Consider the following 11,901-nt stretch of genomic DNA (forward strand, 5'->3'; position numbering starts at 1 on the left):
GGCACCCGATGGTTCCCACCCGCAACTAGCTTGACGTCATGCTCAACGATTCCTCCATCGCGTTCCTCAAGACGCTGCTCGACACCCCTGGCCCGTCGGGCTTCGAATCCGCGCCGGCGAAGGTCTGGCGCGCCGAGGCGGCGGGGTTCGCCAGCGTCCGCGCGGATGTCATCGGCAACTCGATTGCCGAAGTGGCCGGCAGTGGCGGCCCGACGATCCTGCTCGCCGGCCACATCGACGAGATCGGGGTGATCGTCACCTGGATCGATGACAACGGCTTTGCCTACATCGAGGGGATCGGCGGTTGGGACACGCAGGTCCTGGTGGGTCAGCGCATCCGCTTCCTCGGCCGCGCGGGCGAGGTGTACGGGGTGGTCGGGAAGAAGCCGATCCACCTGATGAAGCCGGAGGAACGCGAGAAGGTCACCAAGTTCGCGGACATGTGGGTGGACATCGGCGCGACGACACGCGACGAGGCCGCCGCCCGCCTCTCGGTGGGTGACTGCGGCGTGCTGGACGCGAAGGTCACCGACATGCCGAACAACCGCATCGTGTCGCGCAGCATCGACGACCGGATCGGGGCGTTCATCGTGCTGGAGGCATTGCGCCGGTACGCGGCGCAGCCGGGGGCGGCGCGGGTGGTGGCGGTGGCGACCTGCCAGGAGGAGATCGGCTACTCCGGTGGTGGCGCGCGCGTGGCCGCGCAGGCCATCGGGCCGCAGATGGCAATCGCGGTGGACGTGACCTTCGCCACCGACCATCCCGGGATCGAGAAGAAGGAGGTGGGTGAGCACAAGCTGGGGGGCGGGCCGGTGCTGACGCGCGGCAGCGTCACCAGCCCGGTGGTGTTCCGACTGATGCGCGACACGGCCGACGCCCTCGGCATTCCCTACTCGCTGCACGCCGCGGGACGGGCGACCAGCACCGACGCCGACGCGATCCAGCTCGCACGGGATGGCGTCGCGACGGGCCTGGTGTCGATCCCGAACCGCTACATGCACTCACCGAACGAGATGGTGAGCCTGGACGACCTGGACCGCGCGGCGACGCTGATCGCCGAGGTCTGCCGCCGGGTGACCCACGAGACGGACTTCACCGACCGGTGACACGCGCCAGCCCGCTGCGCCACGGCGCGGCGGGTCGCGCCATTCCCGCCTGAACCGCATGCCGCTGCACTGCTGGTCGTCGCCGCGCTATGCGATCACGCTGCCTGACGGCCACCGCTTCCCGATGGCGAAGTACGCGCTGCTCCGCGAGGGCGCGCTGGCGCAGGGGCTGGTGTCGGCCCACCGCCTGCACGAACCGGCGCGCGTGGCACACGAGGACCTGCTCCGCGTGCACACCGGCGCCTACGTGGCGGGCGTGGAGCATGGCACCCTCGATCCCGCACACCAGCGCCGCATCGGGTTGCCGTGGAGTGCGGCGTTCGTGGAGCGCGCCTTCCGCGTGGTGCAGGGCACGGCAGAGGCGTGCGCACATGCCGTCCGGCACGGCATCGCGATGAACCTGGCCGGTGGCACGCACCACGCCTTTCCCGACCGCGGCGAGGGATTCTGCGTGTTCAACGACGTGGCCGTGGGCATTCGCCGGCTGCAGGCGCAGGGCGTGATCCGCCGCGCCTGCGTGGTGGACCTGGACGTGCACCAGGGCAACGGCACGAACGCGGTGTTCACCGACGACGCCACGGTGTACACCTTCGACATGCACGGCGCGCGGAACTTCCCGTTCCACAAGGTGCCGGCGTCACGGGACGAGCCGCTGGACGACGGCACGGACGACGCGGCGTACCTCGCGCGCCTGGGCGCGGCGCTCCCGGACGTACTGCGCGAGTCGCGCCCCGACCTGGTGGTGTACCTGGCTGGCGCCGACCCGCACGAGGGCGACCGGCTGGGACGGCTCCGCCTCACGTTCGAGGGGCTCGCCCAGCGCGACGAGCTGGTGCTGCGCACCTGCCGCGAGATCGGCCTGCCAGTCTGCGTCACGATCGCCGGCGGATACGGGCGCGACATCACCGACACCGTGCGCGTGCACCTGCAGACCGTCGCCATCGCGTCCAGGTTCGCTGACTGAACTGCAACTGCGTAAACGCAAAGTCGCAAAGCGGCCTGCGGCCGCCGCAAAGGAACAGGGCGCCCTGCGCGCGACTCGCGACGTCTGCGTGGGCTCGTGTTGAACTGCCGAGGGAACTTCGGTGGCAGTTGCAGTTCCCTCAGCCATCCCGACGCCCCTCGTTGCGCAGAGTCCCGCTCCCGGCGCAGAAGGCCGGCCCCTTTGCGGCGGCCGCAGGCCGCTCTGCGACTTTGCGTTGAGGCAGTTGCAGTTCGGGTAGATTGCAGAATGCCGATCACCATCCCGGAGCCGCGTGAGAGCGGCATGACACGCACCACCGACGTGCCGCTGTACTGGTGCCGCCACGGGCGCGCGGGTGCGACCCCGATGGTCGTGCTGCATGGCGGGCCGGGGGCGAGCCACGACTACCTGCTGCCGCAGTTGCTGATGCTGGCCACGCTGGGCGACGGCTTCGACCTGGTGTTCTACGACCAGCGCGGCGGAGGGCGGTCGAAGACCGACGACCCGACGCCGGTGACGGTGGACACGCACGTGGCAGACTTTGCGGCGGTGTGCGCGGAACTCGGCGTGACGGGAGCACCGGTCGTCGGCTATTCGTGGGGGGCGCTGCTGGCACTGCACGTGCTGGTTGCCGCACGGGAGACGGCTGCGACGCTGCCGCCATGGCACGTGCTGATCTCGCCGGCACCGTTCCTCCCCGCCGATCGCGCCGCGTTCGACGCCGAGTTCCAGCGCCGGCAGCTCTCGCCTGCCGTGGCCGGCCTGCGGACCGCGCTGCAAGCATCGGGACTGCGCGAGGCGGATCCGGAGGCGTACCGGCAGCGGGCGTTCGAGCTGAGCGTGGCAGGCTACTTCGCGCACCCCGAGCGCTCGTCCAACCTGACGCCGTTCCGGGTGCAGGGCCGGGTGCAGCAATCCACCTGGGCGAGTGTGGATGGGGTGGCGCTGCTCCCCGCCCTGGCCGGGATCGGCCTGCCGGCACTGGTGGTGCACGGCACCCGTGACCCGATCCCGCTGTCGAGTGCGCGCGCCACCGCGGCCGCGCTCGGCGCCACCTTCGTCGAACTGGACGACTGCGGTCACGTCCCGTACGTCGAGCAGCCCGCGGCGCTCCGCGCGGCGCTCGAGGGCTTCGTGGCAACCCGGAGCGCCTGAGGCGCGCACGCGGCGGGAAGGAATCGTGAGGGGCCGGCTGTAGATTGCCGGCATGGAAGCCCGCGCCGCTGCCCACGTGCTCGCCGAGATCGCGACCCTGCGCCAGCTCCGCGGCGAGGCGGCGGAGGGCGCCGCACGGTTCGACGCCGCCTCGCGCCTGCTGGGAACGCACCCGACGCGTGCGCTGGCCGACGTGATCGCGGAGGGCGACTTCCCGCCGGACGTGCTCGACGTGCTCCGGGAGCTGGCCGCCGACGGCGATTCATCCCTGCTGGACGACCTGCGCGAAGACACGCCGGAAGGGCTGCAGGAGATGCTCCGCGTGCCGGGCCTGGGCCCGACGACGATCCAGCGCGTGCATGCCGCGCTGAGCATCGAGACGCTGCAGGAACTGGAAGACGCGGTGCGCGATGGTCGGCTCGGCGCCCTGCCGCGCTTCGGGCCGCGGCTCGTGGAACGGGTGCGGAACGGCATCGCTCAGTTGCGCGCGACCGGCGCCCCCGTGCTGCTGCCGCACGCCGATGCGGAAGCCGCGCGCCTGCGCCAGGAGGTTGCGGCGACACCGGGCGTGTCGCGCGTGGCGGTCAGCGGCGCGCTCCGGCGACGCGCCGAGACCGTGACGGAGCTGGTGCTGGTGGTGGAGTGCAGCGGGCAGCCGCGTGACGTCGCGGCGCGGCTGGCAGCGCTGCGCGGCGTGCAGCGGGTGGTGGGCGGCGGCACGCGCACCGTCACCCTGCACCTCGCCGACAGCACGGCGGCCACGCTGCACTGCGTGCACCCGGCACAGTTCGCGCTGGCCCTGCTGCGCACTACCGGCAGCGATGCCCATGTGCGCGCCGTGCTGCAGCGCCTGGCGGACCGTCGGTTCCGCATCGCGGACGACGAGCTGCGCGACGCCGGCGGTGCGCTGCTCCCCGTGCCCGATGAAGCGGCGGTGTATGCGCTTGCCGGCCTGCCCTGCATCGCCCCCGAACTGCGGGAGCACATGGGTGAGATCGCCGCCGGCGAGGCCAACGCGCTGCCGGCGCTGCTGCAGGGCAGCGACCTGCAGGGGGTGCTGCACTGCCACAGCCTGTACTCTGACGGCGGCTTCGGCATCCACGACCTTGCCCAGGCGGCGATGGCGCGCGGCTGGCGCTACCTCGGCATCAGCGACCATTCACGATCGGCGCTGAATGCCCATGGGATGACCGCCGATGCCGTGCAGCAGCAGCACGAGGAGATCGACGCCGTGAACGCCGCACTCGACGGACGGTTCCGGGTGCTCAAGGGGGTGGAGGCCGACATCCTGCCCTGCGGCACGGTGGATTTCGGCGCACCCCTGCTGGACCGGTTCGAGTACGTGATCGCCTCGGTGCACACACGGTTCGGGCTGAGCGAGACGCAGATGACGGACCGCGTGCTCAAGGCCATGACCGACCCGCACGTGACCATCATCGGGCACCCGACCGGTCGGCTCCTGCTGACGCGGGAACCGTTCGCGATCGACCTCGACGCCGTGCTGGCCGAGGCGGCGCGGCTGGGTGTTGCCGTGGAGCTGAACGCGGACCCGCACCGGCTGGACCTCGACTGGCGCTGGTGCCGGAAGGCGCGTGACGCCGGCGTGGCGGTGGAGATCGGGCCTGACGCACACTCGATCGCGGGGCTGGACCACGTCGGGCTTGGCGTGTCGATGGCCCGCAAAGCGTGGCTGTCGGCGCCGGACGTGCTGAACACCCGCGGCGCGGACGAGGTGCTGGCGTTCGCCCGCCGCCGCCGCGTGGCGCTCACCGCCGCATGAGCCCCGCCCGAAAGGCTGCGGTGTCGACGAAGGCCACGCCGGGGGTGTCGCGGCCGGGCAAGGCGGCGCACGCTGCGCCGAAACCGGCGCGGCGGATCGTGCTCCGCACACGGTTCCCGCAGCGCAGGGGCGCCGCGCTCAGGTCGCACGCAGCCGCCGTGTACGCGGAGCTGGCGCGCCTGTATCCCGCGGCGCATTGCGAACTGGATTTCCGCAACGCGTACGAGCTGACCGTGGCCACGATCCTGAGCGCACAGTGCACCGACAAGCGCGTGAACATGGTGACACCGGCGCTGTTCGCCGCCTGCCCCGATGCCGCGACGCTCGCCACGGCGGTGCCCGGGCAGGTCGAGACACTCGTGAAATCGACCGGCTTCTTCCGTGCGAAGACGAAGAGCCTGCTTGGCATGGCGGCGCGCGTGGTGGAGCGGCACGGCGGCGAGATCCCGCACACGATGGCCGAACTCGTGGTGCTGCCCGGGGTGGGCCGGAAGACGGCCAATGTGGTGCTGGGCAACGCCTTCGGGATCAACGATGGGGTGGTGGTGGATACCCATGTCGGCCGTCTCGCCAGCCGGCTCGGGCTGACGAAGGCCACTGACCCGGTGAAGGTGGAACAGGCCCTGATGCCCCTCTTTCCCCGCGAGAACTGGGCGATGCTGTCCCACCTGCTGATCTGGCACGGCCGCCAGGTGTGCGATGCCCGTGCGCCGCGCTGCGGTGCCTGCACGTTGCGGCCGGTCTGTCCGTCGGCGCCGCTGGATCAGTAGGGCGGGCGGGTCCCCTGGCCCGGCAAAGCTGGTAGATTCGGGGCTGCGCGACGCCGGGCTTGCCGCCCGCGGATGCCATCACAACGGATACCGGAGACACCGTGGCCAAGATCGTCACGTTCGAAACCAACAAGGGCACCATCACGGCGGAGCTGTTCGAGGGCGAGGCACCGATCGCCGCCGCCAATTTCGAGAAGCTCGCCAACGAGAAGTTCTACGACGGCGTGAAGTTCCACCGCGTGATCCCCGACTTCGTCGTGCAGGGCGGCGACCCGAAGTCGCGCGACCTCCCGAACGGCCATCCGCAGGTGGGCACCGGTGGACCCGGCTACACGATCAAGTGCGAGACGGCCGGCAATCCCCACAAGCACAAGCCGGGCGCCCTCTCGATGGCGCATGCCGGCAAGGACACCGGCGGCAGTCAGTTCTTCATCGTGCTGAACGAGCGCAACACGCAGCACCTGAACGGCGTGCACACGGTGTTCGGGCAGGTGACGGCAGGGATGGACGTGGTGAACAAGATCGTCGGCAACGATGTGATGAACACGGTCCGGGTGGCCTGATTCGTCGCGTGTGACCGCGCGGGCAGGGTGCCTGCGCGGCTGACTCTTTTCAGGACCTTTCGATGAGCTCGTCCCATTCAGCGGGAGAAAGTGATCGTTCGGCCGCATTCACCGGACTCGGCCTTGGCGCCATCCTGGTGGCCGCCATCCTGTTCGCGGTCGTGAAGGTCACGAACAACAGCGCCGCGCACGCCGAGGGCGGCGCGAAGGAAGCGGCCGAGTCGACGAAGTAGCGTGACGATTTCGCCCCGGGTTCCCGGCGCCGGCGGCGCCATGCGGCCAGTCCGCAACGTTGCGAACCCGGGGTGCGTACCCATGGCAACCCAGACCCGGTGCCATGGCCAGCCAGCCGCTCTCGCTCGTGACTTTCGATTCCCCCGCCGTGCCGCGTGTGCGGCGGGGCGTCGTGGCGCGTAAGTCGATCCGGGCGAGCACCGGGGGTGCCGAGAGCGCGAAGGCCGCCGAGGCGCTGGTCCGCGCGCGGGAAGAGGAGCGTGGGTTCGTGCTGGCCGCGCAGGAGGGAGATACGGGGGCCTTCGCCCAGCTCGTGCGCCGCCACCAGCAGCGGGCCTACGCCGTGGCCCGCGCCGTGCTCCTGTCGCACGAGGATGCCGAGGACGCCGTGCAGGAGGGGTTCCTGCACGCGCACCGGGCGCTGGCACGATTCCGGCCGGACCAGCCCTTCGGCGCCTGGCTGCACCGGATCATCAGCAATGCGGCGCTGGACCTGGCGCGGCGCCGGAAGGTGCGCGACACGGACGAGCTGGTCGACACTCACGCGAGTCCCTTCCGCGATCCTGCTGAAGCGGATGAACTGCACGATCGTCTGCGGAGTGCGCTGACCCAGCTGCCCGACCGGCAGCGGTCGGTGCTGGTCCTGCACGACGTGGAGGGGTACAAGCACGCCGAGATCGGCGCGATGCTCGGAATTCCCGAGGGCACCGCCCGCTCCGACCTGCACCATGCCAGGGCGGCCATGCGCACCATCCTGGGCGCGCTCCGTCGCCTGGCCTGAGACACACCATGGACACTGAAGATTTCGACCGCGATCCCGCAGTGACACTGCAGCTTCGATCGTTGATGCGTCCCCCGGCAGACCCGGCGTACTGGGACGGGCTCGAGGCACGGATCATGGCACAGGTGCTCGCCGACGAGAAGCCGGTGGCCCGGGCGCGGCGCACCTCGGGTGCGTTCGCGGTGATCGGGGGCTGGTGGGAGCCGTTCGCACAGTGGCGCCGGATCGGCGGCATGGCCGCGGCGGCCGCGCTGTTGCTGACGGTCTGGGGGTTGTGGAAGACCTCCAGCGACGAGCGCCGGCTGGCGGACGAGGCGGCGGTGGAGGCCCTCTCGATCCCGCTGGATTCCACCGGCCGGCCGCTGAGCGACGCGCCGCGCGAAAAGACCGTGCCTGACCTGTTCCGCTACTGAGCCGGATGTCGAATACGATCCAGCGCACCAAGGCGCAGGCGATCTTCTTCCTGCTCGGTGCGGTGCTGGTGGGCGGCGCGCTTGGCTTCACGGCCAACCGGGCCATCGAGCACCGTCCGGGGGTGCCGAAGAACCAGCGTGGCTCCCGGGACGAGCTGGCGCGCCGGCTGGCGCTGGATGCCTCGCAGCGGGTGATGATGGACTCGGTGCTGGATGCCCGGAACGAGACGATGAAGGCGCTGCTGGCCCCGATCCAGCCCCGCCTGGACTCGGTGCGCCTGGCGGCCCGGGCGGTGATCCGTTCCCGGCTGACCGCGGACCAGCAGCGGCGCCTCGACGCGGTGCTGCTGGAGGCGAGCAAGGACGACAGTTCGCAGAGCGCGAAGCGCTGAGGTTCAGCGGACCCGTCCATGACCACTACCCCGGCCGGACGACCCGAATAGCTTCCAGCGATTCGGCAGTTTCGGAGAGTGCTTGACGCCGCCTGGTCCGGTTCGAGGGCGGCGTTGCCTGTTGGGGCGGTGTGCTGCGTCCGCAGCACCACGCCATTTCCGTCTCGCTGCGTCCCGCCCTGCGGTGCGCGGCACATCGCATGACTGATCCGCAAATTCCGCCTTCGGAGCCGCCAGAGCCGGACAGGTCGGGCTCCCCTGCCGACCCGGTGCCGCCTGCCGGTCCCGCCCCGATCGCCGGCGCAGCGGCTGCGCCGCCGGCGCCGCAGCCCGGGCTCACGATGACGACGGGGTCCCATCCCGCGTTCGTGGCCGACAGCAACCACCACCACGTCGGTGACCCGGCCACGGGCAAGAAGCTGGCGCTGCTGACGCTGACCGCGCTCGGCGTGGTGTACGGCGACATCGGCACCAGCCCGCTCTACGCGCTCAAGGAGTGCTTCAACGGGCCGCACGGCGTGGAGCCGACGCCGGAGAACGTCATCGGCGTGCTGTCGCTGATCGTCTGGTCGCTGATCAGCGTCGTGACGGTGAAGTACGTCGGCTTCATCCTGCGCGCCGACAACCGCGGTGAGGGCGGGACGCTCGCGCTGCTCGCGCTGCTGCTGCAGAAGGTAGGCGGGGTTGCGATCAGCGAGAGCAAGAAGAAGCGTGTGGTGGTGCTGGCGCTCTTCGGTGCGGCGTTGATGTACGGCGATGGCATCATCACACCGGCGATGTCGGTGCTGTCCGCGGTGGAGGGTCTCGAGGTGATCGCGCCGGCCCTCAACCGGTACATCGTGCCTGTCACCCTGGCGCTCCTCGTCGCGTTCTTCGGTGCGCAGCGTTTCGGCACGGACCGCGTGGGCAAGGCCTTCGGGCCGCTCATGCTGCTCTGGTTCACGGGGATTGCGGCACTGGGCGTTCCGCACATCCTCGCCCAGCCGGCGGTGCTGACCGCGATTGCGCCGTGGCACGCCGTGCGTTTCTTCATGTCGCATGGCTGGCATGGCTTCGTGCTGCTCGGCGCCGTCGTGCTCTCGGTCACCGGCGCGGAGGCGCTGTATGCCGACATGGGCCACTTCGGGAAGCGCCCGATCCGCCTCGCCTGGCTGCTGCTGGTCTTTCCCTGCCTCCTGCTCAACTATTTCGGCCAGGGCGCGGCGCTCATCAGCCATGCCGCGGCACGCGCGAACCCGTTCTACTTCCTCGCGCCCGGCATGCTGCAGATCCCGCTGCTCATCCTGGCCACGATGGCCGCGATCATCGCCAGCCAGGCCATGGTCTCCGGTGCCTTCTCGCTCACGCAACAGAGCGTGCAGCTCGGCTACACGCCACGTGTCACGATCATCCACACCTCCTCGACGCAGTCGGGGCAGATCTACATCCCGGAGATCAACACCCTGATCGCCTTCGGCACGATGCTGGTCGTGCTTGGGTTCCGGTCGTCCAGTGCGCTCGGTGCAGCCTACGGCATCGCCGTCACAGGCACGATGACGATCACGTCGCTGCTGTTCTACGAACTGTGCACGACGCGCTGGAACTGGCCACGCTGGCGTGCGCTGGCTGTGACCGGCGTCTTCCTGACGGTTGACGCCGCGTTCCTCGGCTCCAACGTGCTCAAGGTGCTGCAGGGCGGCTGGGTGCCGCTGATGGTGGGTGCCGGGATCTTCACGCTGATGAGCACGTGGAAGCGCGGTCGCGAGGCGCTCGGACAGTTGCTGCGGCGCAGCACGCTGCCCACCGAGCTGTTCCTCTCGGACATCAAGCGCAAGGAGCCCACGCGGGTGACCGGCACGGCGGTCTTCATGACATCCGACGCCGACGGCATTCCGCCGGTGCTCCTGCACCACCTCAAGCACAACAAGGTCTTGCACGAGCAGGTCGTCCTGCTGAGCGTGGTCTCGAAGCCGGTGCCGTACATCGACGGGGCACGGCGCGTGTCGGTGACGTCGCTCGGCGCCGGCTTCTGGCGCGTGACGGCCGCGTACGGCTTCATGCAGACGCCCGAGATGCGCGACATCATGGCGAGCGCCCGCAGTTGCGGGCTCGTCTGCTCGAGCGGCTCGACGAGCTACTTCCTCGGCCGCGAGCAGCTTCTGCCGAACGGCCCGTCGCGCATGGCCACCTGGCGGAAGAAGCTGTTCATCCTGATGATGCGGAACGCCCGGTCCGCCACCGCGTTCTTCGGCATCCCGCCCGGCCGCGTCGTGGAACTCGGGACGCAGATCGAACTCTGAGTGAGTGCAGGGCAGCGCGCGCAGCGGCCGGCCGCCGCGCGCGCTGCCCATCGGTGCAAACTTATCCGCCGTCCCGTCACCCCTCATTCCTGAGGCTTCCGATGCGTGTGCTGTTGCTGTCCCTCACGGTGCTTGGCACCGCCGCCTGCAGCGCGTCCGGCGCCACGGCGCAGTCGGGCCCGAGCGCCTCGATCGACACCACGCCGAGCCGCCTGGTGCCGGCACGTGCCACCGCGCTCGACGGCCGCCTGCGGGTGCCCGCTGGCTTCGCGGTGACGAAGTTCGCCACCGTCAACGGCGCACGCGCGCTGGCGCTGGCACCGGACGGGAGCGTGTACGTCAGCATCCCGAACCGTGGCACCATCATGCGCGTCGTGGACCGCAATGCCGATGGCGTCGCCGATTCCACGTCGGTGGTGCTGACCGGCCTCGACCGGCCGCATGGCATGGCGTTCCACAAGGGGAAGTTCTACGTGGCCAACACCGGCGGCGTGGTGCGCTTCGCGCTGACGGCCGCCGGCGTGCCGAGCGGCGCCCCGGAGCAGCTCAACCGCTACGACGGCGGGAAGGGGCACATCACCCGCACGATCGTCTTCGGCGCCGACGGCCGCATGTACGTCTCGATCGGCAGCAGCTGCAACCTCTGCGTCGAGTCGGCACCGGAGCGCGCAACGGTGATGCAGTACGACGAGAACGGGCAGAACGGGCGCATCTACAGCAGCGGCCTGCGCAACGCGGTGGGCGTGGCCGTGCACCCCGTCACGAAGCAGCTCTGGGTGACGCAGCACGAGCGCGACAACCTCGCCCCGGACCACCAGGACCTGCCGACCGAGGAGCTGAACCTGCTGCAGGACGGGAAGGACTACGGCTGGCCGTACTGCCATGGACCGCGGATCCCGAACCCGGAATACAACGACCAGGCGCGCTGTGACCGCACCGAGGCACCGGCGCTCCGCATGCAGGCGCACTCGGCCCCCCTCGGCATCGTCTTCCTGGACCGGGCGACGGCCTTCCCGGCAGACTACCGCGGCGACGCACTGGTGGCGTTCCACGGCAGCTGGAACCGCGACACGCCGACCGGGGCCAAGGTGGTCCGCGTCCGCATCCGCAACGGCCGCCCGGTGAGCTACGAGGACTTCATCACCGGCTGGCAGAACGACGCCGGTGCGCGCTGGGGGCGACCGGTGGACTTCGCGGTGCTCCGCGACGGGTCCGTGCTCGTCAGCGATGACGCCGGCAACTCGATCTATCGCGTGACTGGGAGCCGGTAGCGGCAACAGCGAACGGCTTTGACGCAAAGGCGCAAAGGGCGCGAAGGACGCAAAGAACTGCATGGTGATCGGGGCCCCGGTGCGCGGAGTGAATCTCCAGGCGCATCGGGGCCCCGATTTTTTTGGAAAGAGCAACAGCAACAGCAACAGCAACAGCAACAGCAACAGCAACAGCAACTGCCGCGCATTTGCC

The 11,901-nt window shown here is 70.2% G+C and carries 12 protein-coding genes; all 12 read left to right on the plus strand.

Annotated features, from left to right (window positions below; all coding sequences use genetic code 11):
* Window positions 1-38: 38 nt before the first annotated feature.
* The 12 genes from IT355_15460 to IT355_15515 all read left to right on the plus strand — a co-directional run bounded on the left by IT355_15460 (window position 39) and on the right by IT355_15515 (window position 11,708).
* Window positions 39-1,106: a M42 family metallopeptidase gene (locus IT355_15460; GenBank protein MCC7054668.1), complete on the plus strand. Its 1,068-nt coding sequence runs from the start codon at window positions 39-41 to the stop codon at window positions 1,104-1,106.
* A 58-nt stretch (window positions 1,107-1,164) separates the two neighbouring features.
* Complete coding sequence (locus IT355_15465; protein MCC7054669.1) at window positions 1,165-2,070, plus strand: histone deacetylase; 906 nt, start codon at window positions 1,165-1,167, stop codon at window positions 2,068-2,070.
* Between the two features lie 267 nt (window positions 2,071-2,337).
* The gene (locus tag IT355_15470) at window positions 2,338-3,225 is read left to right on the plus strand and encodes an alpha/beta hydrolase (GenBank protein MCC7054670.1); all 888 of its coding nucleotides are present in this window, start codon (window positions 2,338-2,340) and stop codon (window positions 3,223-3,225) included.
* A gap of 52 nt (window positions 3,226-3,277) precedes the next feature.
* Entirely contained in the window at window positions 3,278-5,005 is a 1,728-nt protein-coding gene (locus IT355_15475; GenBank protein MCC7054671.1) for a hypothetical protein, read from the plus strand.
* Complete coding sequence (gene nth, locus IT355_15480; protein MCC7054672.1) at window positions 5,002-5,775, plus strand: endonuclease III; 774 nt, start codon at window positions 5,002-5,004, stop codon at window positions 5,773-5,775. The genes IT355_15475 and nth overlap by 4 nt, the downstream gene beginning before the upstream one ends.
* 101 nt (window positions 5,776-5,876) lie before the next feature.
* Window positions 5,877-6,338 (plus strand): peptidylprolyl isomerase, encoded by a 462-nt coding sequence (locus IT355_15485; GenBank protein ID MCC7054673.1) that lies wholly within the window; start codon window positions 5,877-5,879, stop codon window positions 6,336-6,338.
* A gap of 62 nt (window positions 6,339-6,400) precedes the next feature.
* On the plus strand, window positions 6,401-6,571 hold the full coding sequence (locus tag IT355_15490) for a hypothetical protein (GenBank protein ID MCC7054674.1): 171 nt from the start codon (window positions 6,401-6,403) through the stop codon (window positions 6,569-6,571).
* A 104-nt stretch (window positions 6,572-6,675) separates the two neighbouring features.
* Window positions 6,676-7,353: a sigma-70 family RNA polymerase sigma factor gene (locus IT355_15495; protein MCC7054675.1), complete on the plus strand. Its 678-nt coding sequence runs from the start codon at window positions 6,676-6,678 to the stop codon at window positions 7,351-7,353.
* Window positions 7,354-7,361: 8 nt separating this feature from the next.
* Entirely contained in the window at window positions 7,362-7,766 is a 405-nt protein-coding gene (locus tag IT355_15500; protein ID MCC7054676.1) for a hypothetical protein, read from the plus strand.
* Between the two features lie 5 nt (window positions 7,767-7,771).
* Complete coding sequence (locus tag IT355_15505; protein ID MCC7054677.1) at window positions 7,772-8,158, plus strand: hypothetical protein; 387 nt, start codon at window positions 7,772-7,774, stop codon at window positions 8,156-8,158.
* 341 nt (window positions 8,159-8,499) lie between these two features.
* Window positions 8,500-10,437, plus strand: a complete 1,938-nt coding sequence (locus tag IT355_15510; GenBank protein MCC7054678.1) for a potassium transporter Kup — start codon at window positions 8,500-8,502, stop codon at window positions 10,435-10,437.
* 101 nt (window positions 10,438-10,538) lie between these two features.
* Window positions 10,539-11,708, plus strand: a complete 1,170-nt coding sequence (locus IT355_15515; GenBank protein ID MCC7054679.1) for a PQQ-dependent sugar dehydrogenase — start codon at window positions 10,539-10,541, stop codon at window positions 11,706-11,708.
* The last annotated feature ends 193 nt before the right edge of the window (window positions 11,709-11,901 follow it).

It is taken from the genome of Gemmatimonadaceae bacterium, assembly GCA_020851035.1.
Taxonomy (GTDB): Bacteria; Gemmatimonadota; Gemmatimonadetes; order Gemmatimonadales; family Gemmatimonadaceae; genus JACMLX01.

Coding starts and splice junctions, on each gene's coding strand:
- IT355_15470 (MCC7054670.1), top strand. CDS start 2,338: ATGCCGATCACCATCCCGGAGCCGCGTGAGAGCGGCATGACACGCACC.
- IT355_15465 (MCC7054669.1), top strand. CDS start 1,165: ATGCCGCTGCACTGCTGGTCGTCGCCGCGCTATGCGATCACGCTGCCT.
- IT355_15515 (MCC7054679.1), top strand. CDS start 10,539: ATGCGTGTGCTGTTGCTGTCCCTCACGGTGCTTGGCACCGCCGCCTGC.
- IT355_15460 (MCC7054668.1), top strand. CDS start 39: ATGCTCAACGATTCCTCCATCGCGTTCCTCAAGACGCTGCTCGACACC.
- nth (MCC7054672.1), top strand. CDS start 5,002: ATGAGCCCCGCCCGAAAGGCTGCGGTGTCGACGAAGGCCACGCCGGGG.
- IT355_15490 (MCC7054674.1), top strand. CDS start 6,401: ATGAGCTCGTCCCATTCAGCGGGAGAAAGTGATCGTTCGGCCGCATTC.
- IT355_15475 (MCC7054671.1), top strand. CDS start 3,278: ATGGAAGCCCGCGCCGCTGCCCACGTGCTCGCCGAGATCGCGACCCTG.
- IT355_15510 (MCC7054678.1), top strand. CDS start 8,500: ATGACGACGGGGTCCCATCCCGCGTTCGTGGCCGACAGCAACCACCAC.
- IT355_15500 (MCC7054676.1), top strand. CDS start 7,362: ATGGACACTGAAGATTTCGACCGCGATCCCGCAGTGACACTGCAGCTT.
- IT355_15495 (MCC7054675.1), top strand. CDS start 6,676: ATGGCCAGCCAGCCGCTCTCGCTCGTGACTTTCGATTCCCCCGCCGTG.
- IT355_15505 (MCC7054677.1), top strand. CDS start 7,772: ATGTCGAATACGATCCAGCGCACCAAGGCGCAGGCGATCTTCTTCCTG.